General features: G+C 38.4%; 19 protein-coding genes. 1 reads left to right on the top strand and 18 read right to left on the bottom strand.

Features of this window, described 5'->3' with window-relative positions:
• Positions 1 to 853: 853 nt before the first annotated feature.
• The 9 genes from AC3WSK_RS22820 to AC3WSK_RS22860 all read right to left on the bottom strand — a co-directional run bounded on the left by AC3WSK_RS22820 (position 854) and on the right by AC3WSK_RS22860 (position 8927).
• Positions 854 to 1126 carry a hypothetical protein gene (locus AC3WSK_RS22820; protein ID WP_079563715.1) on the bottom strand — a complete coding sequence of 91 codons (273 nt, stop codon included), beginning with the start codon at positions 1124 to 1126 and terminating at the stop codon, positions 854 to 856.
• 326 nt (positions 1127 to 1452) lie between these two features.
• Positions 1453 to 2955: a lysine--tRNA ligase gene (lysS, locus tag AC3WSK_RS22825; RefSeq protein ID WP_170939063.1), complete on the bottom strand. Its 1503-nt coding sequence runs from the start codon at positions 2953 to 2955 to the stop codon at positions 1453 to 1455.
• Between the two features lie 267 nt (positions 2956 to 3222).
• A complete protein-coding gene (gene dusB, locus AC3WSK_RS22830) occupies positions 3223 to 4263 on the bottom strand; it encodes a tRNA dihydrouridine synthase DusB (RefSeq protein ID WP_492414913.1) in 1041 nt (346 codons plus the stop codon).
• An 82-nt stretch (positions 4264 to 4345) separates the two neighbouring features.
• Positions 4346 to 4867 carry a 2-amino-4-hydroxy-6-hydroxymethyldihydropteridine diphosphokinase gene (gene folK / locus AC3WSK_RS22835; protein ID WP_492414912.1) on the bottom strand — a complete coding sequence of 174 codons (522 nt, stop codon included), beginning with the start codon at positions 4865 to 4867 and terminating at the stop codon, positions 4346 to 4348.
• Positions 4867 to 5232: a dihydroneopterin aldolase gene (folB, locus tag AC3WSK_RS22840; RefSeq protein WP_079563711.1), complete on the bottom strand. Its 366-nt coding sequence runs from the start codon at positions 5230 to 5232 to the stop codon at positions 4867 to 4869. The genes folK and folB overlap by 1 nt, the downstream gene beginning before the upstream one ends.
• Positions 5232 to 6086, bottom strand: a complete 855-nt coding sequence (gene folP, locus AC3WSK_RS22845; protein ID WP_079563710.1) for a dihydropteroate synthase — start codon at positions 6084 to 6086, stop codon at positions 5232 to 5234. The genes folB and folP overlap by 1 nt, the downstream gene beginning before the upstream one ends.
• Before the next feature lie 13 nt (positions 6087 to 6099).
• On the bottom strand, positions 6100 to 6939 hold the full coding sequence (gene pabC / locus AC3WSK_RS22850) for an aminodeoxychorismate lyase (RefSeq protein ID WP_079563709.1): 840 nt from the start codon (positions 6937 to 6939) through the stop codon (positions 6100 to 6102).
• Positions 6940 to 7521 carry an aminodeoxychorismate/anthranilate synthase component II gene (gene pabA, locus AC3WSK_RS22855; RefSeq protein WP_492414911.1) on the bottom strand — a complete coding sequence of 194 codons (582 nt, stop codon included), beginning with the start codon at positions 7519 to 7521 and terminating at the stop codon, positions 6940 to 6942.
• Positions 7518 to 8927 (bottom strand): anthranilate synthase component I family protein, encoded by a 1410-nt coding sequence (locus AC3WSK_RS22860; RefSeq protein ID WP_492414910.1) that lies wholly within the window; start codon positions 8925 to 8927, stop codon positions 7518 to 7520. The genes pabA and AC3WSK_RS22860 overlap by 4 nt, the downstream gene beginning before the upstream one ends.
• A 267-nt stretch (positions 8928 to 9194) precedes the next feature.
• Between AC3WSK_RS22860 and AC3WSK_RS22865 the strand changes: the two genes are divergently transcribed.
• Complete coding sequence (locus tag AC3WSK_RS22865; protein WP_492414909.1) at positions 9195 to 10043, top strand: copper amine oxidase N-terminal domain-containing protein; 849 nt, start codon at positions 9195 to 9197, stop codon at positions 10041 to 10043.
• A gap of 156 nt (positions 10044 to 10199) precedes the next feature.
• On the opposite strand, the gene cysK is transcribed toward AC3WSK_RS22865, so the two are convergent.
• The 9 genes from cysK to AC3WSK_RS22910 form a co-directional block, all read right to left on the bottom strand.
• The gene (cysK, locus tag AC3WSK_RS22870; RefSeq protein WP_492414908.1) at positions 10200 to 11129 is read right to left on the bottom strand and encodes a cysteine synthase A; all 930 of its coding nucleotides are present in this window, start codon (positions 11127 to 11129) and stop codon (positions 10200 to 10202) included.
• A 328-nt stretch (positions 11130 to 11457) separates the two neighbouring features.
• Complete coding sequence (locus AC3WSK_RS22875) at positions 11458 to 12429, bottom strand: peptidyl-prolyl cis-trans isomerase (protein ID WP_079563705.1); 972 nt, start codon at positions 12427 to 12429, stop codon at positions 11458 to 11460.
• Entirely contained in the window at positions 12413 to 13294 is an 882-nt protein-coding gene (gene hslO, locus AC3WSK_RS22880; RefSeq protein ID WP_079563704.1) for an Hsp33 family molecular chaperone HslO, read from the bottom strand. Before hslO ends, AC3WSK_RS22875 begins: the two co-directional genes overlap by 17 nt.
• Positions 13295 to 13315: 21 nt before the next feature.
• Positions 13316 to 14083 (bottom strand): type III pantothenate kinase, encoded by a 768-nt coding sequence (locus tag AC3WSK_RS22885; RefSeq protein ID WP_079563703.1) that lies wholly within the window; start codon positions 14081 to 14083, stop codon positions 13316 to 13318.
• 244 nt (positions 14084 to 14327) lie between these two features.
• A complete protein-coding gene (locus tag AC3WSK_RS22890; RefSeq protein WP_079563702.1) occupies positions 14328 to 15161 on the bottom strand; it encodes an aldo/keto reductase in 834 nt (277 codons plus the stop codon).
• A 129-nt stretch (positions 15162 to 15290) separates the two neighbouring features.
• Positions 15291 to 17315, bottom strand: a complete 2025-nt coding sequence (gene ftsH / locus AC3WSK_RS22895; protein ID WP_079563701.1) for an ATP-dependent zinc metalloprotease FtsH — start codon at positions 17313 to 17315, stop codon at positions 15291 to 15293.
• 434 nt (positions 17316 to 17749) lie between these two features.
• Positions 17750 to 18292, bottom strand: a complete 543-nt coding sequence (gene hpt, locus AC3WSK_RS22900; RefSeq protein WP_079563700.1) for a hypoxanthine phosphoribosyltransferase — start codon at positions 18290 to 18292, stop codon at positions 17750 to 17752.
• A gap of 64 nt (positions 18293 to 18356) precedes the next feature.
• Positions 18357 to 19763, bottom strand: a complete 1407-nt coding sequence (gene tilS, locus AC3WSK_RS22905) for a tRNA lysidine(34) synthetase TilS (RefSeq protein WP_492414907.1) — start codon at positions 19761 to 19763, stop codon at positions 18357 to 18359.
• Between the two features lie 31 nt (positions 19764 to 19794).
• Complete coding sequence (locus tag AC3WSK_RS22910; RefSeq protein WP_079563698.1) at positions 19795 to 22185, bottom strand: SpoIIE family protein phosphatase; 2391 nt, start codon at positions 22183 to 22185, stop codon at positions 19795 to 19797.
• Between the last annotated feature and the right edge of the window lie 477 nt (positions 22186 to 22662).

The following is a 22662-nucleotide window of genomic DNA, read 5'->3' on the forward strand; positions in this document are numbered from 1 at the left end:
GAAATTTGATTAGCTCAAATTGTTTTGCTGGCATCATGTTTGATGTCCAAAATTTTGTTTCGTTCACTAACTCAAGGCTAACTACTAAAAACTTTATTGATTACGTTTTGCTTGTTCAGTTTTCAAGGTTCATTTCGTTGTTGTTTTGTTTCAACAACTTTTTTAGTATAACATTTTTGTTTTTCGTTGTCAACTCTTTTTTTAGAAGTTTTTTCACTTCGTTTCAAAAGCAGCAACTCTTATATAATACTATTCTTAGTTTTCGATGTCAACATCTTTTTTGATGTTTTTTTCGAACTCAGTTTGTTTCTAGCGTCGTCTTAACGACAAGTAATAATTTATCATGATTTTAATACAACCGCAAGTGTTTTTTACTATAAAATTTTCTTTTTTTATAAATGGCGAATTAGTGAGTTATTTTGCGTTTTTTCGAGAACTAAATAACTCTTATAACTTTCTATCTATCACTTTAATTGTTTTACTATACATCTCTTTCTTAAAAATCTCAACAAACTAAATAAGAAGAGTCTTACTTCTATCTAAGAATATCCTTTTTAAAAGGATGCTTTCTCAAGCTTTTCTTGAAAAAGCATCTAAGATCTACACAATAAAATGCGTCATCTCCCCTCTTACACATCACTCTAACAAATAAACAATAGAAAAAAGGAGCCAAAGTGGTACTCCTACACCTCGACTCCTACTTACTTCATGTTTATTACTTTTTTAACTTTATTGTTCCGCACATAATAACAAAAAAGAAAGAAGAATATATTATGTTCGCTTTTCAATTGCGGAATTCAAAATTGAAAGTGTGTTTTTCAAAACTAAAATATAAAGAATCTACTAATTCTAATTAGTTATTTTGTTTCTCAACTACATCTAGGCACCAAGAGAAATTATCCCATGCCGAATACCAGCCAGTGAAAACTTCAGAGGAATCATCCCAACGGACATCGAACTTTTTCTGACCGTTTATATCCACTAAATATAAAGCTAGAGTCGGTTCCACCTTAGAAACCGCTAATTTCATGCCATTTTCAAGTTCTTCCTCAGTAAACGGAACATCTGAAACTGAGCGTACTTGCGCCTGTTCAAATACTAGTTTGTTAAAGATTTTATAATTCATTATAAGCCTCCAATAATACTTCTATAATGTCTATTTCTATTTTATCTGCAAATTACAGAACTCTAAAAGTATACCTTATATTCATTCATCATTTAAATACTCTACTTAATTCTTTCTAAATTTAAACTTTTCAAACGTTAACTTAACTAAGTAAGACTATTTCATCATAGAAAACGCAAAACAGGAGTCTTAGTGCTTCTCCTACACCTCGACTCCTGCCTTTTCACGATTACCTCTTAACAAAGCTGTTCTTTTCTAGTTCGATTACCGCTTTTTTATCCTGAGTAGTAGTCGTGCTATATCCTCTATCAATTAAGTTAAAACAACTATTTAGTAGTATGACGCATTGTAGGGAATAATAATACGTCGCGAATTGATGGTGAATTTGTAAGAAGCATGATTAAACGGTCGATACCAATGCCCAATCCACCTGTTGGAGGCATACCGTATTCTAATGCTTCAATGAAATCATTGTCCATTTCATGTGCTTCATCATTACCGGCTGCTTTTTCAACTAATTGAGCTTCAAAGCGCTCACGTTGGTCAATAGGGTCATTTAGTTCTGTAAAGGCATTTGCATGCTCACGACGAACGATGAATAGTTCGAAACGGTCTGTAAAACGCTCGTCCTCTGGATTTTTCTTAGCTAGAGGTGAGATTTCTACTGGATGACCATAAACAAATGTAGGTTGAACTAGAGTTTCCTCAATCTTTTGCTCAAAGAACTCGTTGATAATATGCCCTACCTCATGTGTTCCTTTAACTTCTACTCCGTGTTCTTTAGCAAGTGCTTGAGCTTGTTCCTTAGTCATAGGCTGCCAGAAGTCTACACCTGTAGCTTCTTTTACTGCATCTACCATATGAACTCGTTTCCAGCCTACAGCAAGATTAATTTCATCTTCACCGTATTGAACTGTAGTTGTCCCAAGAACTTCTTGCGCTACATGAGCAATAAGGTTTTCTGTTAGAGACATAATATCTTTGTAGTCCGCATAAGCTTCATACAGCTCTATCATTGTAAATTCAGGGTTGTGGCGTGTTGAGATCCCTTCATTTCGGAAAACACGACCAATTTCATACACTTTCTCTAGTCCACCAACAATTAGACGTTTCAAATGCAGTTCGATTGCAATACGCATATATAATTCCATATCAAGTGCATTGTGGTGTGTAATAAATGGACGAGCTGCTGCACCACCAGCAATTGTATGAAGCATTGGTGTTTCTACTTCTAAATATCCTGCATTATCTAAATAATTGCGAATAGCACGGATAATTTTAGAACGCGTAATAAATGTTGTTTTACTTTCCTCATTCGTCATTAAATCTAAATAACGTTGACGGTATCGTTGTTCAACATCTTGTAAACCATGGAATTTTTCCGGCATAGGGCGTAGCGCTTTTGATAAGAATGTAAATTCTTCAGCCTTTACAGAAAGCTCTCCCACTTGTGTTCGGAATACATTACCACGAATACCTACGATATCACCTAGGTCAGCTTGTTTAAATAATTCATATGCTTCTTCGCCAACATGATCTTGGCGAACGTAAATTTGAATTTGGCCACCTAAATCTTGAATATGTGCAAAGCCAGCTTTTCCTTTACCGCGCTTCGTCATAATACGACCCGCAATAATTACCTCTTGTAGGTTTTCCTCTAGCTGCTCTTTTGTTTGATCTGCAAATTGTTCACGAACTTCTGGTGATAAATGCGTACGTTCAAAACGACTACCAAATGGATCTTGACCATTTTCTCGAATAGCCGTCATTTTTTGGCGTCTCACCAAAAGCTGATCATTTAATTCTTCTATGTTTGACACTTGATTCACTCCTTATTAAATTGTCCGCGTTGTGTTTATATCCATAATATTTCTATTGTACACAATTTTATTGCTGTAATCATCTGTTTCGCTTTAATTTCCATAAGAGAAAAAATGATTAATAATTCTAAAAATTGATGTTGGCAGAAAAATAGACGTCTCAAAAACAACGAGACGTCTTTTTAATGTAATCAATTATACCTCGACATAATTGCCGCTTCACTTTCGCTGAGTACCTCTATTTCAGCCGGTGTTTTGGACACCCGCTGAAAGAAGTTATAGAATTAATTCTTTTGCTTCTGGAACTATTAATGTAGATTCAAGCTCTTCATAGTCTTGCACAAGTCCATTTAATAATGCACGAAGCTCTACCGCAGTTTCTGTTTGGTTAATCGCTTTACGCGCTTTACCATTACCGCGAATACCTTTTAAATACCATGAAGCATGCTTACGCATTTCACGTACTGCCACACTCTCTCCTTTTAATTGCATAAGGCGTTCAAAGTGAAGCAAACACACATCAATTTTTTCACGTACACCTGGCTCTTCCTTTAGCTCACCAGTTTCAAGGTATTGAACTGTACGATAAATCATCCACGGATTACCTAAAGCTGCGCGTCCAATCATTACTGCATCTACCCCAGTAGTATCAAGCATACGTTTTGCATCTTGAGGAGTTTCTACATCACCATTACCAAGCACAGGGATTTTCACATTTTCCTTCACTTGTCGAATGATATCCCAGTTTGCTTTTCCTTCGTACATTTGTACACGTGTACGTCCATGAACAGCTATTGCTGAAGCACCAGCACGTTCAGCAGCTTGTGCGTTCTCAACAGCAAAAATATGCTCGTCATCCCAACCAATACGCATTTTTACGCTGACAGGTTTTTTTACTGCTTCGACAACAGCGGCTACCATTTCATACAATTTATTCGGATCTAAAAGTAAACGAGCGCCCGCTTCACATTTAATAATTTTATTAACTGGGCAGCCCATATTAATATCGATAATATCGGCAGTTGTGTTTTCATCTACATACTTAGCTGCTTCCACTAGTGTTGCTTTATCACCACCGAAAATTTGTAAAGAAAGTGGATTTTCACGCTCATCGATATAAAGCATGCCCAGTGTTTTTTCGTTCTTCTGGACAATCCCTTTATCACTAATCATTTCTGCATACACTAGACCTGCCCCGAACTCCTTAACAGTTAAACGGAAAGCAGAGTTACAAATTCCAGCCATTGGTGCTAATACGACACGGTTGTCCATGACGATATTTCCAATTTGAAACGGTTTCTCAGTTGTCTGACTCAACGTTGTTTTCCCCCTTCTATAGGTTTTCACCTATTTCTATATAAAAGCAACCACAGGAGGCTTTAATTTAAAGATTAGAAACCTAATTAACGGACTGCATCATTTTTAACTTCGCTGATGCTTGCCATAAAGTTACGCCTTCCTCTTCACTATCCATCTGTTGCATTATATCGTGTGCCCTTCTCAGCTGTTCTCCAACTGGCGCAGGCGTAATTTCTATGAGTGGTACTAGTACGAAAGCTCGCTCATACATTCTTGGATGTGGCACAATTAAGCTTTCAGTTTCAATATTTTCGTGATTGTAGAGCAAAATGTCAAGGTCAATGATTCGAGGGCCCCATCGAAATTCACGAACCCGCCCTAGTTCACCTTCAACCCATTGGCAAATTTTTAGCATTTTGGAAGATGAATGGCTCGTTTTAATATGAACAGCAATATTTAAAAAGTCTGCTTGGTCAGTGTAGCCTACCGCTGCTGTTTCATAAACTGAAGAAGTTTGTACAACTTCAATTTCATCTTTACCCTCTAAAAGTTTAACAGCGTGTTGCAGGTTTTCAAATCGCTCGCCCATATTTGTACCGATCGATAAATACACATCATTCATTAGTAATCACCTCTCGTTACCTCTACTGACACCTCTTTATAATAACCATGTATCGGTGGGTCCGGCTTAATAAGCTCCACGCGTACACCCTTAACCTTTTCTGAGTATGTCTCTAAAATACTATTTGCTATTTTTGAAACAAGTGCTTCAATAAGCTTGAAAGGCTCACCTTCTACGATATCACGGCATAACGCATAAACCTCTGCATAGTTTACCGTATAGTCCAAGTCATCAGTCTCTCCAGCCTTTGTCATATCTACAGCAAGTGAAACATTGGCACGGAAGCGTTGACCGAGTGTTGTTTCCGCCGCTAAAACACCGTGATAACCGTAAAACTGCATATCCTTTAAATGAATATAGTCCATTACGCTTCCTCCTTGTAGATACGCTTACCTACTAAAATATCAGCCATGTGTGTCGCTCGTGCCATTTCCTTTACATCATGCACACGAATCATATGACAGCCCTTTTCAATCCCGTAAACAACCGTTGCACCTGTACCTTCTATACGCTCCTCAACAGGCAGCCTTAAGACATTACCAATCATTGATTTACGTGAAGTCGCTAGCAAAACAGGATAACCCATCGCTACCAATTCATCTAAATGCTGCATCATTTCAATATTCTGAGCAGTAGTTTTCGCAAAACCTATACCCGGATCTAAAATAATATGATTATCTGGTACACCTGCATTTCGGGTAATAGCAATACTCTTTTCTAAGTCGCTCTTAGCCGTCATCCAGAAATCAGTACCATAATCAGTATTTTCTCGATTATGCATTAAAATAATCGGTACATTTAAATCTGCAGCCACTTGAGCGATCTCAGGTTCAGCTTTCGCTCCCCAAATATCATTAATAATATGCGCACCAGCTTCAATAGCCGCTCGAGCTACGTTCGCTTTATACGTATCCACCGAGATAATTGCCGGTACTTCAGCTACTAACGCTTGAATAACTGGCACAATGCGTGCAATTTCATCTTCATCGGATATACGTTCATAGCCTGGTCGTGTTGATTCTCCGCCAACATCAATAATTTTAGCACCATCAGCTACCATTTTTTTCGCTTGTTCAACAGCTGCCTCAACATTATTAAACTTTCCTCCGTCTGAAAATGAATCCGGTGTGACATTTAAAATACCCATCACAAAAGTTTCTGCTGTATAGTCTAACGTGATACCGTTAATAGTTAATGTTGTTGTATAGTTTTCTAGCATGTAAACTCTCCTTCTATTCTTGTCCCACTTCATTGGCAAATGCTTCATGTAAACGCGAATAAACAGGCCCTTTATTGCCTAATAATAGCTTGCTCTCTAATTTAAGAATTGGAACAAGTTCTTGTATAGAGTTAGTAATAAAGCACTCCGAGCTTTCCTCTACATCCTCACTAGTAAAGAAACCTTCTTCCACCTTAATGCCCAGAGATTGTGCTCGCTCAATTACCCACGCTCGGATAATTCCGGGTAAAATACCCGTCTCTAAGGAAGGCGTATATAGTATATCATCTTTCACCCAAAAAATATTTGATGTTACACCTTCAGCAACAAAGCCATCTTCCGTTAAAAAGAAGCCCTCTTGTTGCGCTAGAGATGGCATCTCAAAACGCCCAAGAACGTTATTACCATAATGGTGCGACTTCACTCGAAGCCCTTTTTCAGGAGTGTTACGAGGTGTTACAAGCCATTGTGCGTTTTTTCCCATGCCTCGAGGTGTAGCATGTAATTCTTTGCGAAAAACAATAACATTCGGTTGTCTATATTCAGTAGGCTGTAAACCGATACTATGTTCTCCAGCTGAGACGTTTATACGGAAATAACCATCTTGTCCTTTGTCCTGCTCATTTAATAGTTGAACAACCTTAAGTAAATCCGCTTCGGTATAGGACATATGAATACGATATTGAGAAAGCGCCGTTTGCAACCTTTCAATATGTGCTTCCCAGTAAAACACCTTTCCTTTATACGTTCGAAACGTTTCAAAAAAGCCTAGTCCGTATAAAAATCCATGATCAAAAGGTGAAATGCGCAAATCCTGCGCCTCTACGTAGTCCCCATTCATCCAGCACAGCATTTACTTCGCTCCCTCAACATACAAATCTATAAACTGGCGTAGAAGCTTCTTACCATGTTCTGTCATAATCGATTCAGGATGGTATTGCACTCCCTCAATTGGATAATCCTTATGACGAATGCCCATAATTTCGCCTTCTTCCGTCCATGCCGTTACTTCAAAACATGCAGGTAATGTTTCCTTCTCTACAATTAAAGAATGGTAACGAGTAGCTTCAAACGGATTTGGCATCCCCTTATGCAAACCTATCTCAGCATGGTGCACAGGTGATGTTTTACCATGCATTAAACGCTCAGCTCGTATAACATTCCCCCCGAACACTTGAGCAATGGCTTGATGGCCAAGACAAACGCCTAAAATCGGAATATTTCCCGCGAAATACTTAATAATGTTCAGGCTTTCACCCGCTTCATTCGGGCTGCATGGTCCAGGAGAAATGACAATCATATCTGGCGCAAGCTGCTCAATATCTTTCACCGTCAATACATCGTTTCTTTTTACTACTAATTCATGACCAAATTCCCCAAAATACTGTACAAGGTTATACGTAAAAGAATCGTAGTTATCAATCATTAAAATCATTTTGCTCGCTCCTCTGCCATTGCCTTCGCCTGCCACATCGCCTTCGCTTTATTTAAAGATTCTTGGTATTCTCTTTCCGGAACAGAATCAATAACAATGCCTGCTCCCGCCTGAATATGTGCTACTCCATCTTTAACAAATGCTGTACGAATGACAATATTAAATTCCATATCACCTGTATAGCCTAGCCAGCCAATCGAACCCGTGTATAATCCTCTTCTTACAGGTTCTAATTCTTCAATAATCTGCATCGTACGAATTTTCGGTGCACCTGTTATCGTTCCTCCTGGGAACATGGCACAGATAACGTCTGCATTGGTTTTCCCTTCAGCTATTTCTCCTCGTACATTGGAAACAATGTGCATCACGTGTGAATAGCGTTCAATCACCATGAACTCATCCACTTCAACCGTCCCATACGTAGATACTCTCCCTAAATCATTGCGCTCTAAATCAACAAGCATTACATGTTCAGCACGTTCTTTGTCGTTATCAATTAATTCCTGCGCTAACGCTAAATCCTCTGCCTCGGATTTCCCTCTTGGTCGTGTACCAGCAATCGGTCGAGTAGACAATTCGTTACCGTGACGCTTCACCAAAAGCTCAGGTGAACCAGAAACGACAGCAAAATCAGGTGCTTCTATATACGCCATGTACGGTGAAGGATTAAATGCACGTAACGCTTCATATACATCCATTGCAGTTGCGTTTAACTTTTTAGATTGACGTACTGACAAATTCACTTGAAATACATCACCTTGCGCTATGTATGTTTGGATCTTACACACCGCTTCCTCAAAAGCCGTTCCAGCGAATGATACTAACAGTTCACTTTCATCATTTACGATTTCTATAGCACTTGCTTTTTCAAATTTACGAGTAAGCAATCCTTCTTGCGCTGCCCCTTGCCACACATTAGCCCATTCCTCCAAATTCACATTACAGTCTGCTAGCTTCATAAGCGTGACATTATTTGTTTTCACATCGTGTACCGCCCAGCAATCAAACATATAAAAATAGATATCTGGTACATGTAAATCATCTATAGCAGTATTAGGCAACACTTCAATTTTACGAGCGTAATCGTATGCTACAAACCCAATCGCTCCACCTTGAAAAACAGGAAGCTCAGCATTATAAGAAACGTGATATTTCTCCACTAATTTCTCTAATAAATCGAGAGGCTCACCGTTTAAATTTTCAGTCTCACCATTTCTCCACTTTATAAGTAAACCATTCTCAACCGATTGTGCTGTAGCTAACGGATTCCAAGCAGCTATCGTAAAATTTCCTCCGCGTCCACTTTCTAAAAAAATATGTGCCTGTTGCGCTTCTGTTTGCTTCTTATAACTATAAAAAAACGAGTCTGCATCCATCGATATTGTTTTCGTAAGTATTGTCTTCAAGTTGCTATTCCCCTTTAAGTCATATGATGTGATTCCATCTTAACTTGAATATTACTTTGAAGCGAATATTTTTCAAGCGTCACATAAAAATTACCTTCTTTCAGCACATGTCTTCTTGTAGCGAAAGCGAAGCGTCAGCAACGAATGGTTTTTGAATATATGTCTACTTTATAAATTGGCTAAAAGAAGGGCATTTGCTATACTAATAGCAAATAGATTTTTTTACAAATTGTGTATATTTATTTCATAAAAAGGAGCTGTTATACCATGAAAAAGCTTTTTTCAGGGGTTGTCCTCGCAATGATACTCACGCTGATTTCTCTACCTGCATATGCGGCACATAGCACTATTAAGATCGATGGTGTTGTCGTTACTACAGATGCGGCACCAGAGACTAAGAATAATCGAACAATGGTACCTTTGCGTGTTATCAGCGAAAATTTAGGAGCAACAGTAAATTGGAAAGACTCAAAAGTAACACTAACGAATAACAAAATGCAGATAACGTTACAACCGAATAGCAACACCGTTATAAAAAACGGTAAAACAGAGTTACTTGATGTCAAACCGTATTTAAAGAATAATAGACTATTTGTTCCTATTCGATTTATTGCAGAGACCTTTGGTTGCCAAGTCAATTATCAAAATTCCACAGTAACAGTGAATACTGAGCCATTGGTTATAAACAATGTAAAAGTAAAAGCTATTCAATATGAATACCATATGACAATGGGTGGGATCGTACAGCAGATCCAAGGAAACACCTATAATAAAGCCTTATATAAAGTTTTCAATGAAAATAAAGGAAAAGTTGTTGATGCCCCTGCTAACTATTCATGGCAAATTAATCTAGACGTTCCGGGTTCCTATTATAAGGATGGACAATATAATTTTATGAGTCATGAAAATAAAAGCATTCAACAATTTGACCTTTATTCTTTAAATGGACCCTTCTCGGAAGAAGAATTGAAAGGATACCCAGAAGTATTAATTCATGATGTTACTGCAGATAAATGGTATTCATCCACTGTTAAAGCACGTGAATCTATTGATCAATTAATTAAAACTGCCACTAACAATGGCTTCGTAAAAGTCTTAAGTAATACAGTTGTATAGTGAAGTCTATTCTAATCATATTTTTTGAACTGCCCCATAGATGTTAGTTATACTTCTAACATTTACGGGCAGTTTTTTTATGATCAATTATACTTTGCACAATTGATCATAAAAAAAAGACTCCTCGTTAAAGGAGCCCTTCATACATATAATTGATTAGTCTTCAAATTGATATAACGGTGTTGATAAATAACGTTCCCCATTCGAAGGTACGATTGCAAGAACATTTGAACCCTTACCTAAACGTTTCGCTGCTTCAATCGCAACATGAATAGCTGCACCTGATGAAATACCACATAAGATGCCTTCTTCACGCGCTACTTTACGGGCTACATCAAAAGCAATCTCATTTTCAACTGGGAATACAGTAGAGTATACATCTGTATCTAATACTTCAGGTACGAAACCAGCTCCGATACCTTGAATTTTATGAGGCCCCGGTTGACCGCCAGAAAGTACTGGTGAATCTTTTGGTTCAACAGCAATAATTTCAATATTTGGGTATTTCTCTTTTAGCACAGCACCAGCACCAGTAATTGTACCTCCTGTACCAACACCAGCAACAAATGCATCTAATGTTAAACCTTCAAACGCTTCTACAATTTCTGGACCTGTTGTTAAACGGTGAACAACAGCATTAGCTGGGTTCGTAAATTGTTGTGGTAAGAAGTAGCCATGCTCAGCAGACAATTCCTCCGCCTTAGAAATTGCACCTTTCATACCTGCTGGTCCAGGTGTTAATACTAGTTCTGCACCATAAGCACGCAATAAGTTACGACGCTCTAAGCTCATTGTTTCTGGCATTACTAAAATCGCTTTATAGCCTTTAGCTGCAGCAATCATTGCAAGACCAATACCTGTATTTCCAGAAGTAGGCTCAATAATTGTACCACCTGGCTTTAATGTACCATCCTTCTCAGCCGCCTCAATCATCGCTAAAGCTAAACGGTCTTTTACTGAGCTGCCTGGGTTAAAGTATTCTAATTTTACATAAACAGTACCTTCATTATCACCTGTTGCATGATTTAATTTAACAATTGGCGTTTTACCAACTAATTCAGCTACTGAATTTGCTAATCTACTCATTTATCAATCCACTCCTAATCCCTACTAATTTTATAGGTTTTACTTATTTTGATTTTATCAATTTTTCCATTCGATTGTCAATAAATATAACTTATATTTTCAGAATATTTATTACATCCGATCCAACCTCAACTTATAATAATTTCGCCTTGGCATAATCACGTCATAAAGCTTTCAGTCAACTTTTGCGAATAAAGAGAAATAAAAATCTGCTCAATATCCTGGGGTGGCCGTTACTCTGTGACGCTAAACGTCTGCAGGGGTTTCCCTGGCTCACTTTTCCCGCAGATATCTCGCAGATTCTTTAAGCTCATTTCCGAGCAATCTGTTATTTACCTTTTTTCGCTTCACCGTAATACCAAGTTGCATTAAATTCAGACCAAAATGCTTCTGGTGTAACAGATTGTGACAACTGCTCTAAGGCAAGCTCACGTTCAATATGTTCTTTCACATCATCATATGTAAAGGATTGACCTTCTAATATCTCTTGTACTTGTACAATTCCATAATGACCATTAGCAAGCTTAAACGCTTTACTAATCTCACCTGCTTTTAAAGCTTGCACTGCTTTTAAAATAGCCGGATCGATATTTTCTTGGTTTTCTGTAAGGAAACCGACATCTCCACCTAAGCTAGCTGATGCACTGTCTACGGATATTTCACGTGCCAGTACCGAAAAATCAGAGGCATTTTTTATTTCACTTAATGCTTCCTCAGCAGCTTTTTTTGAATCCACCTCTATAAAATTCGTACGGTAGTTTGTTTTTGTATTATATAACGCCTGATTTTCCTCGTAGTATTTCTCAATACTACCTTTTTTTATAACCACATCTTTCGTCAACACTTTATCCAAAATAAGCTGTGAACGAAGTTTTTGTCGTAGTTGCTCTGATGAGAGGTTTTGCATGGCAGTATCAAATTTATCTTGAGCAGATCGCATTAAGGCTAACTCTAAATCAATCTCCTTATCTGTCACTTGAATTTTAAATTTTTTAGCTGCCTTTTCCATTACAGATTCGTTTACTAAATTTTGTAGCGTCTCTTTACCATAGCGTTCTTCCATGGCAATCATCCACTCTTGACGTGTAATAACTTCCCCGTCAACGGCAGCGACTTGCTCGTCGCTACCAATTTCCTGGTCTTTATTAGGGATTAACCAAGTAATAAACCATATAATATTTCCTAATAGCAAGATTGAAATAACTGTTAAAGCCGGTTTTGTCTTAAGGCGGCGTTGCAGTAAGGGCGTTTGGTTAGGTGTTCCAGCGGATAAAGGTCTTCGATTACGCGTTGAGCTCATCAATAAATCCTTCTAACTCTTCTTTTGAGAAACTGTATGTTTCTAAACAGAAGTGACATTGCGCTTCCGCTGCGCCATCCTCTTCAATCATTTCTCTAATTTCCTGTGTCCCTAACCCTAAAATCGCTGCACCAAATCGCTCTTTTGAACATTGACATTTAAATTCTACAGGCATGGAGTCTAAAATTTGTAGATGGCTCTCTCCTAATACAGCCTCTAAAATTTGCTCAGGTGTAAAACCTTTTTCAATCATTTTTGAAACCGGCTCTAAAGTAGCTAGATGCTGCTCAATTTCATTGATTGTCTCTTCTTCACAACCTGGCATTAATTGAAGGATAAAACCACCAGCTGCAAGAATTGTGTTATCAGGATTTACTAAAACCCCTAAACCAACTGATGAAGGCACTTGCTCTGATGTAGCAAAATAATAAGTAAAGTCCTCAGCAATTTCACCTGATACAATTGGCGTTTGCCCAGAGAACATATCTCTCAAGCCCAGATCTTTTACGACCGTTAATGCACCCTCTGTTCCAACACCTGCTCGAACATCAAGCTTACCGTGCTCATTTAAATCGAAATGAACATGAGGATTTGTCACAAAGCCGCGTACTTCACCGTGCGCGTTACTGTCAATTACCATTGGACCGATTGGACCGTCCCCCTCAATTTTAACAGTGATTTTTTCTTCACCTTTTAACATGGCACCCATCATCACCGCAGCAGTCATAGAACGACCAAGGGCTGCTGAAACAACCGGCCATGTATTATGACGTCGTTGCGCTTCTCCTACTGTTGCTGTTGTACAAGCCGCAAAAACACGAACCTGCCCGTTGAATCCTAAACCGCGTACTAAATAGTCTTTCATAAATGAAATGTCCCTCATTTCTTATTGATTGCGTTTATATAGCTTATATAAGCCTTTTAATGTTAAAAACGGGTCGACTACATCAATAGCTTGCGTCTCCCCAGCAATTAAATTTGCTAATCCTCCAGTAGCAATTACTAAAGGTTCTTCCTTACTTTGTGCTTTCATGCGATTAACAATTCCCTCAACTTGCCCAACAAAGCCGTAAAAAATTCCGGCCTGCATAGCAGATACGGTTGTCTTTCCAACAATATGTGTAGAGCGCAATATTTCAATACGCGGCAATCTAGCTGCCTGTGTATAAAGCGCCTCCGTTGAAATCGAAATACCTGGAGCGATAGCACCGCCCATATAATCGCCCTTTTCGTTTAAATAACAATACGTCGTGGCAGTACCAAAATCAACAATAATCAATGGTGCTTTATATTCATCAAGAGCCGCAATAGCGTTCACTATACGGTCCGAGCCAACTTCACGAGGGTTTTCATATTTAATATTCAATCCTGTTTTCACACCTGGTCCTACGACGAGCGGTTTTTTTCGAAAATACTTTTGACACATCGCTTCTAACGAAAACATGATCGGTGGTACAACAGAGGATATAATAATGCCTTTAACCTGTTCAAATGAAATGCCTGCATGATTAAAGAAAGATAATACTTGCATTGCGTATTCATCTTCTGTTTTATGAAGGTCTGTCACCATACGCCAATGGAAGGCCAATTGATTGTTGTCATCATAGACACCTAATACGATATTCGAATTTCCTGCATCTAAAACTAAAATCATCGTTGATGCCTCCTATTTATTGCCCCTCATCGTAATTGTACCTGTCACAATGCAATTGATACAACTAAAACAATGCATATTCATGCACAAAAAATCAAAATCAATTATACCTCGGTAAAATTCCGTCCGGAATCGGAAAGAAGTTAAAACACTTTAGAAAATGATACCACACTTTTATTCCTACGAAATAACATTCATCCACTACAAAAGGGAGCCACCCTCATCTTAGGTAGCTCCTTTCAAATTATTTAAAATTAAATTTCTCTGGGTCTGGTCCGCAACGCAAACCATCATTTAGTGCATCTAACTGAGCCATTTCTTCCTCTGTTAATGCAAAGTCAGAGACCGTTAGATTTTCCGTCATTCGTGCAGGAGTCATTGTTTTTGGAATAGTGACTACACCATGCTGAACATCATAGCGTAACACAATTTGTGCAGGTGTTTTGCCATATTTAGAAGCTAGCTGCTGAATCAATGATTCTTCCAATAGAGAACCATTCATTAGTGGTGACCAAGCTTCTGCCTGTATTCCTTTCTCCTTACAAAATGCACGTACTTCCTCTTGAGTTAAGTGCGGGTGAAATTCAATTTGATTAATAACAGGAACAACTGATGTTTCCTTTAATAAATGTTCTAAATGATGAACATGGAAATTACTAACACCAATTGAGCGTACACGTCCATCCTGATAAACTTTTTCAAGCGCCTTATAAACATCAACATAATTTGTATCTATACCAGGCCAGTGAACTAAATATAAATCTAAATAATCTAATCCTAATTTCTCTAAACTACTATCATAAGCTGCAAGTGTTTCTTCATAGGAGAGTCCATCGTTCCAAACCTTTGATGTTACGAATAGTTCTTCACGTGTTACTAAGCCCTCATCAATCGCTGCACGAATTCCTCGCCCTACACTTTCTTCATTGCGATATACTTGCGCTGTATCAATGCTGCGGTAACCTTTTGCAATAGCTGTTTTTACCGCTTCAGCCAAGTCATCTCCTTCAGGTACCCGAAAAACGCCATAGCCGATTAACGGCATTTCTAAACCATTATTCAATGTTACGTTACCCATGTTTCAACACTCCTATCTATTTTGGCTCTAAAATATTAAAGAACCTATATAAAATTATCGTAATACCTAATACAGAAAAAAGGCAAAGAAAAAGACTGCTTACTAAAATCGTAAACAGTCTTTCCCATATTAATCACGCTTTTCATCGATACCTTTTGGTGTATCATTCGGCCCTACGTCCTCTTTAGGTAAATCAGCTGTTGTTGGATTTGGTTCATTGTTAAGCAATTCTTTCTTAACAACTGGTTCACCAACTACATCTAATACTGGTTGAGCTTCAGCTTTAGGAGCTTTTTCTACAACCGGTTCTACCTCTGGTTCCGGTAAGACACCGTGATCACGTAAATGCTCGATTTCTTGCGCGTTCAATGTTTCTTTTTCCATCAACGTGTTAGCAATTAAATCAAGTAATCCACGTTTTTCAGTTAAGATTCGTTTAGTACGCTCATATTGCGAATCGATAATTTTTTGCATTTCCTTATCAATTTCATAAGCGATTGAATCAGAATAGTTTTGATCTGAATTAAAGTCACGACCAAGGAATACATTCCCACCCTGACTTGAACCAAACTGCATTGCACCAAGATTTTCACTCATACCATATTCAGTGACCATGGCACGTGCAATACTTGTTACCTTTTGGAAGTCATTGTGTGCCCCAGTAGATACTTCGCCAAGGACGATTTCCTCTGCTACACGACCACCAAGAAGTCCAGCAATACGGTCTAATAGTTCTTGTTTTGTTGTGAAGAAACGTTCTTCCTTCGGTAACATAATCGCGTAACCTCCAGCTTGGCCACGAGGGACGATCGTTACTTTGTGTACTGTATCTGCTTCATCTAGCTCTAAACCAACAACTACGTGGCCGGCTTCATGGAACGCTACAAGTTTCTTCTCTTTCGCTGAGTAAACGCGGCTAGCTTTTGCTGGACCTGCAATCACTCGGTCAGATGCCTCATCGATATCTGCCATATTAATTGTACGTTTGCTTTTACGAGCCGCTACAAGCGCAGCTTCATTTAACAAGTTCTCTAAGTCGGCACCCGAGAAACCTGGTGTACGTTGTGCAACAGCTGCTAAATCCACTGTATCTGATAAAGGTTTGTTGCGCGCATGTACTTTTAGAATTGCTTCACGACCTTTTACATCAGGGTGTCCTACTGTAATTTGACGGTCAAATCGACCAGGGCGTAATAAAGCTTTATCTAAAATATCTGGGCGGTTTGTTGCAGCGATAATAATAATACCTTCGTTTGCCCCGAAACCATCCATTTCAACTAACAATTGGTTCAGTGTTTGTTCACGCTCGTCATGGCCACCACCAAGACCTGCGCCACGTTGACGACCTACTGCATCAATCTCATCTATAAAGATGATACAAGGTGCATTTTTCTTTGCATTTTCAAATAAGTCACGAACACGTGATGCACCGACACCGACGAACATTTCTACGAAGTCAGAACCTGAAATCGAGAAGAATGGTACGCCTGCTTCCCCTGCTACTGCTCGTGCAAGTAATGTTTTACCTGTACCAGGAGGACCTACAAGTAAGATACCCTTTGGAATACGAGCACCAATTTCAGTGAATTTACGGTGATCTTTTAAGAAATCAACAACTTCAACAAGCTCTGCTTTCTCTTCATCAGCACCCGCTACATCTGTAAAGCGAACTTTTTTCTTCTGATCGTCATAAAGTTTAGCTTTACTTTTACCAAAGCTCATCACTTTATTACCGCCACCTTGAGATTGACTCATTAGGAAGAAGAATAAGAAAATGATAATGATGAAAGGAATAATCCCTGTAAAGAACTGAATCCATCCACTTGTTTCTGGCGCTGTTAAAAATGTAATATTACTATTCTTATCCTTAGCAGCCTCATCGATGCGGTCCATTAAAGATGGGTTATTGGTAGGGATGTTTGCAGTAAAGCTTTCTCCTTTTTCATACCCCTTCAATGTACCTTCAACGATGTATACTGATTTATCAGGTTGAATTGTAGCACTTGTTATTTCTTTCTTATCTAGAGCTTCTATAAACTCATGATAAGTTAACTCTTTCGTTGGTGAAGTTCCACCATTGAAAGTACCAAAAATACCGATAATCACTAAGAAAATCAGTAAATAGAATATGGTATATCGAAATATTCGATTCATCTCCAGCCTCCTCATTACAACAGAAAAATTATAAGTAAAATCTTAACATATCATGATTTCATCATACAACGAAAAGCCCTACATAAAAAAAGTTTCGTGCGATTTTTGTCGAAATCGAAACATATTTATGCATTTATTTACTATGTTCCAGCGTTTGTATCTGACACTTCATTCAGTACAATGTGCCTAGATTTTTAAATTTACGATCAATTACGCCTCGGCATAATTGCGTCCAAAATCAGCTTTAGGTCAACGTGGTGTTGGTTACTCAGTCGCGTGCTGTCTACTGTTGTCGCACAGATAAAACCTTGTAGCTGACGTTTCACTTTCGCTACGTAAACACTGCTGAAGGAAGTAAAAAAACTAAAAATCTATGTCCTTCGCTGGAGGCTCTTACTTTTCATAGCTGGTGTTCTTTCGTTAACTTCTTTCTTTTAGAAAGAATAAACTTCTGGCTTTAAAATGCCGATATACGGTAAATTACGGTATTTTTCTGCGTAGTCTAAACCATACCCTACAACAAAGCCGTCTGGCACTTCAAAACCAACATAATCAGCAGCTAAGTTTACTTTACGACCTGATGGTTTATCTAACAATGTAACGATTTTGATGGATTTTGCTTTGCGGTATTTAAATAAGTCGACTAAATAGCTCAACGTTAAGCCACTATCAATGATATCCTCGATAATTACTACGTCACGCCCCTCGACGCTTGTATTTAAATCCTTTAGAATTTTTACTTCCCCAGATGAAACTGTAGCATTACCATAGCTAGAAACATCCATAAAATCTAACTCGATGAAAGAATCGAAACGTTTCATTAAGTCTGTCATAAAAGGCATAGCCCCTTTTAAAACACCAACAGCTAACGGGAATGAATCTTTATATTCCTCTGTCAATTGTGCTCCTAATTCAGCGATTCTTTCTTGCAATTGTTCTTCTGTAATCATAACTTTTTCGATGTCATTTTGTAACATTTTGATTCCTCCTCGTGTGTATAAAAAAATGTTCAACCATGTGCGGTGAAATTTTACAAAGACCTTAGTCTACGATGAGCACTGTATCATCGTTTGGTTGCGGAGAGGTTGAAAACAACATTCCCATGCGCACACCAATTACCGCTACGACCTCTTCAGATTGAGAAATCAGTAACGGCCAGCTATTCCGCTCATTCAAAGGAATCTTTTCATCTATAAAAAGGCGAGATAAGCGTTTTGGCCGATCCATTCCTTTTAACAGCATTCTATCCCCTTCCTTACGCGCTCTAACATGGAGTGGAAGTTTGAGTTTGCTAGCGTTAAAATAAAAAAGTTGTGCAGTATCCGTCAGCATTTTAGACGATAAATCAGGCAACTCGACTACGCATAAACGTTCACCATTCGTCAGTGTTGTCCACCCATTAGCAGTCGAAATAATCTTTTTTTCAGGAGAAGCTTGACCTTCTAATGTATCTTTCTTCTGAATCGTAAATTTTCCATAACGGCGAACTGCTATAAAATTTTCTGGCAAGTGAACTTCAGCATACCCCGCTGTCGTATCAAAAAGCTTTGTAATAGAAGTCAATAAAGCATAACTTTGTATCGTATTTGAATCTTTGTAAAGATAGTTTAATAGTATTAAAATGATCCTCCTTTGTAAAGCAAGTGGTTCCAATTGAAGAGCCTTAATTTCCATGCTATATGTATTTTCGTCAATTCTTTTTACTATTCTAGAAAATACATCCTCCGCTAAATTCATTAAATAGGCATCGTCTTCTTGCAATTGCTTTGTAAAATGGGTTACCTGCTCTGTTACTCGCGGATTTTCTGCCTCCAACAATGGCACCACATGATGTCTAAATCGATTTCGTACATAGGTGTCCTTAGAATTGCTAGCGTCTTCACGATAATCTAACCCCTGCTTAAGTAAATATTCCCTTATTTCAGGCTTTGTAACCGTTAAAAACGGACGAATTAATGTTTTTCCTTCAAAAGTACGTTGTGAACGTATACCTTGCATACCATTTATCGTTGCATTTTTCGTCAGGGCCATTAATACTGACTCCAGTTGGTCGTCCGCATGATGTGCAGTTACAAGCTTGCTAGCATTCGTTTTTTCCATGACCTCTTTAAAGTATTGATAACGTTCTCTACGGCAAATAAGCTGTGTATTGCCATTTTCTAAAGCCATAATCTCTGGTATTGGAATAGCCTTTGCATATAAGTATATACCATACTCATCACAATATTTTCGGACAAAAGCTCTGTCCTCAGCCGATGCTTCACCTCTTAGCATATGATCAACATGTACGGCTTCAACCGTAATTCCCCATTGATCTTTTGTTTTTACAAAATAATGGAGTAAAGCCATTGAATCCACTCCACCTGAAACGGCGATGAGAAGATGGTCGTCTTGCTGTAATAATTGCTCTTTTTCAATAATTTTTTTGACCTTTAATTCGAGTGACAAACGCTTCTCCTCCCCTTTTCGTTCTCTATTATCATGAATTGCTCATAGAGTGCTGAACTGGTCTAAACACGGCCCACGTTGGGACAACATGTGTAACCTCTAGCATCAATACAGTGCAATCGTCTTCAATGTCATAGTAAGACTGGAAAGATTGCATAATCGTCGTTAATTTTTCCTGTATAGTTTTAGTAGTGCTTGCTACCTGCTGAGCATACGCTAAAAATGTCTCTTCCTGCTCGTCCCAATCATCAACACTTGAAAACAATCCATCAGAGTGCATCAAAATTACATCGCCCGCCTTAAGCTTTCTTTTTTCTGCCTCTACTGCTGAAATGGATAAAAACCCTACAGGAGCTGCATTGCTTTCAACCTTCAGCACCTCTTTCCCACGTAAAATATACGTAGACATACCACCAGCCTTCCACGACCATAAATCACCGTGTTGTAAATCGACAAGTGCAAAATCAAGCGTTGCATACATATCACTTTGTTGCTTTAAGGACATGACATAATGCAACGTGTGCATCGCAGTCTCTGGGTTCATATTGTAATTTAAACATTCTCGCATTAAATGTATTAACTTTCTACTCTCATGCTGTGCTTCTTTACTCTGCCCCATACCATCTGACAATAAAATTGCAAATAGTCCTGGATGTAATTGAAATAATGCATGGGAATCACCGGAATATAACGTCGCATCTTTAGACATGCTATATATATCATACTCTACTTCAAAGCTAATAGCTGATCTAAAACTTACTTGAATATGACGAAATGGTATATCGCTTGCTACTACCTTTTCAATTTCAAATGGTTCTTCAAAAATATCATATAAAATCGGCAATATCATCCGTTCAGCTAATGTTGTGTCTTCCTCCCAATTGACGCGTGCTGGTGCTAAAGCGCAGACAATTTTTCGTGCTCCCGGCTTATTACTTAACACATCTAGTTGAAAACATTCAATATGTGCATCCTTTAACCGTTGAGTAATGTCCTTTTCCACACTAGCGAATGAAATAGTCTCTTCTTTCATCTCCGCTATTAATTGATTTAGATGATTGCTCATATCACGTAACTGAAGGGCAATCATTTTCTTACCATGAAAATACTGACCATTAATACGCTCTCTGTACAGCTCTGTTTCCAATTCTTCGAAAATTTTTGTTGATTTCACACATTTATAACGTATTTGTTCTTCGACACGATGCATACCAGAATCCTTTCCAACGCCTTTCATATGAAACCAGTCTGTCATTAGCTTGTCCATTCCGTTATTTTGCGCTCCCCAACAGTGATCATAGCGGAAACAGCTTAGGCATGTATTCATCGGCGAAACTTCCTTCGCCTCTTCTATCGGGGCCGTCATAAAGCGCTCAAACACAAGCTCCTTCATAAATTGTACAAAGTGCTGAAAATGCTCTAATTTAAACGTAACATGCTCCGTTAACCAACTTTGACGGGCGAGTAAGACCTCCTCACGCTGCGGAAACAGCTTGTCCCGCACCTTATCAGAATATTTTTTCGGAATGGATAGAAAAGCAATACTCCCAACTGCAATCGATGTAAAATAAACGCTATCTAACGGCAATGTTGCATCGTAAAATAAAAAAAACACACTCGGCAAAATACTGCCAATTGCTACACCAAATCTTCCTACGCGGGCCCCCATCCCTGCACACAATCCAGTTAACGTGGCCACAGAAAGCATACCCGTAAACGAAAGTTTTGCAATGCCAATAAGCGTTCCGAGCACTGCTCCGATAACTGTCGCTAATGGTACACTTCCTACTAATGCACCAAAGCAAATTAATAGTTGTAATAAAAAAATGGGGAGTGAAAAATAGCTAATGACAACTGCTTGCATCCCTGTAAGCATAGCAGCAAATACAACTAATCCAGAACCCAACTTCTCATAAGTCCAATGGCTCGTAAACCATTCATAAGAATTGACAAACAACACTTGCATAAACAACGTCATAATAAGAGCTAAAGCCACTTCACAACCTACATAAAATTGCACAAGCACCGGCGGTAAACCTTGATGCATAACTCCCTGCCACATTATTTGCACAAGCAGTACCGCCAAAGAGACTGCTATACTTTGTGGCAACTGCCAATAACGGAAGCGCATGATACATTCATACATAACGATTTGTAATGCTAAAATAAAGACTTGTCCAAATCCAAGAAAAAAACATCCTATCAGACCACCAAACAAAACATACTTGGCGTATTCCTTATACTTCGTTCGAATAATTGCCCAAAAAGGAACCGAGAAAGGTACGGCCGCTTCGAATACAACGGACTGAGCTAAAAAGAAGGATGTTAAAAAAAATAAAGAGCCTATTAACAATTGCCTTTTTTTCACTCCTAATTTTTGTTCGTCTACATTTGCCGTGTTATACCATTCAATACTCGTCATTTCACTAACCCCTTTCTGCACTTTTGGAGCTATTATAAAAAATTATGTATGGAAAGATTGTCTGACGGTGGCAGAAAAAAATATAAACATTTCGACGAATACATATGCATAAATACGAGAAATGGCAACAATTTCTACACAAAATATAAGTTGTACAGATTAGAAACATCACTTTCTATGAGGTTGGTTTTTAAATAACAGAAAATTTAGGTAATTATTCCCCATTGTCGTTGTATACGATACTTTACAAAATCTATGCCATAAGCGGGCTAATGCCCTCTCACCCTTTCCTTTTCACCGATCGACGTTCCATTATTCGTCATAATTACTATAGTCAGCTGTGTCGATGATACTTTTCTACTTAAGAACAAAAAGTTTGATAAATTTCCCATAAAAAGGGTTCATCACCAAAAGTTGTGGATGGCATTCATTATAAAGTTGATCGAAGTGGGGACTAGGTAACTCCTTGGGGGCTAG

It is taken from the genome of Lysinibacillus sp. EB271-A1-10B (assembly GCF_058791335.1).

Bases quoted from the DNA above. Each gene is read 5' to 3' on its own strand.
- AC3WSK_RS22820 (WP_079563715.1), bottom strand. From the start codon at position 1,126: ATGAATTATAAAATCTTTAACAAACTAGTATTTGAACAGGCGCAAGTA.
- folK (WP_492414912.1), bottom strand. From the start codon at position 4,867: ATGAATGATGTGTATTTATCGATCGGTACAAATATGGGCGAGCGATTT.
- folB (WP_079563711.1), bottom strand. From the start codon at position 5,232: ATGGACTATATTCATTTAAAGGATATGCAGTTTTACGGTTATCACGGT.
- folP (WP_079563710.1), bottom strand. From the start codon at position 6,086: ATGCTAGAAAACTATACAACAACATTAACTATTAACGGTATCACGTTA.
- pabC (WP_079563709.1), bottom strand. From the start codon at position 6,939: ATGCTGTGCTGGATGAATGGGGACTACGTAGAGGCGCAGGATTTGCGC.
- pabA (WP_492414911.1), bottom strand. From the start codon at position 7,521: ATGATTTTAATGATTGATAACTACGATTCTTTTACGTATAACCTTGTA.
- AC3WSK_RS22865 (WP_492414909.1), top strand. From the start codon at position 9,195: ATGAAAAAGCTTTTTTCAGGGGTTGTCCTCGCAATGATACTCACGCTG.
- cysK (WP_492414908.1), bottom strand. From the start codon at position 11,129: ATGAGTAGATTAGCAAATTCAGTAGCTGAATTAGTTGGTAAAACGCCA.
- AC3WSK_RS22875 (WP_079563705.1), bottom strand. From the start codon at position 12,429: ATGAGCTCAACGCGTAATCGAAGACCTTTATCCGCTGGAACACCTAAC.
- hslO (WP_079563704.1), bottom strand. From the start codon at position 13,294: ATGAAAGACTATTTAGTACGCGGTTTAGGATTCAACGGGCAGGTTCGT.
- AC3WSK_RS22885 (WP_079563703.1), bottom strand. From the start codon at position 14,083: ATGATTTTAGTTTTAGATGCAGGAAATTCGAATATCGTATTAGGTGTC.
- AC3WSK_RS22890 (WP_079563702.1), bottom strand. From the start codon at position 15,161: ATGGGTAACGTAACATTGAATAATGGTTTAGAAATGCCGTTAATCGGC.
- ftsH (WP_079563701.1), bottom strand. From the start codon at position 17,315: ATGAATCGAATATTTCGATATACCATATTCTATTTACTGATTTTCTTA.
- hpt (WP_079563700.1), bottom strand. From the start codon at position 18,292: ATGTTACAAAATGACATCGAAAAAGTTATGATTACAGAAGAACAATTG.
- AC3WSK_RS22910 (WP_079563698.1), bottom strand. From the start codon at position 22,185: ATGACGAGTATTGAATGGTATAACACGGCAAATGTAGACGAACAAAAA.